The 518-nt window shown below is 66.8% G+C and carries 1 protein-coding gene; it reads right to left on the reverse strand.

Annotated features, from left to right (window positions below; translation table 11 throughout):
- Window positions 1-86: 86 nt before the first annotated feature.
- Window positions 87-518 (reverse strand): Lrp/AsnC family transcriptional regulator (locus JNK74_30305; protein ID MBL7650462.1); only part of this gene is annotated, 432 nt, incomplete at its 5' end.

The following is a 518-nucleotide window of genomic DNA, read 5'->3' on the forward strand; positions in this document are numbered from 1 at the left end:
GGGAGGCTGCCACGGGCCGCCACGCCAGCGATGCGTACATCGTGGAGTTCGTGCACAAGTTCTGAGGCAGCCCTTCGGCGAGGGCCTCACAGGGGCAGGGCCGACGACGACTTCACCTCCCGCAGGGACAGGCTGGACTGGATCGAGGCCACGCCGGGCAGGGTGCGCAACTGCTTGCGGATGAAGGTGCCGTAGGCATCCAGATCCGTGGCGATGATCTGCAGCAGGTAGTCACAACTGCCCGTCACATTGTGGCAGGACAGGATCTCCGGCAGGTTTGCCACCTGCTCCTCGAAGCGCAGGGGCGTCTCGCCCGCGTGCTTGCCGAGGGTGACCTGGGCAAAGGCCACCACGCCGTAGCCGAGCTTGCGGCGGTTGAGGCGCGCCTGATAGCCGTCAATGAAACCCTCGGCCTCCAGCCGTTTCAGGCGGCGCCAACAGGGCGTCTCGCTGAGGGTCAGCTTCTCGGCCAGCCGGGCGTTGGACACGCGCCCGTCTGCCTGCAACTCGGCCAGAAT

Source organism: Candidatus Hydrogenedentota bacterium, from assembly GCA_016791475.1.
Lineage (GTDB): Bacteria > Hydrogenedentota > Hydrogenedentia > Hydrogenedentales > JAEUWI01 > JAEUWI01.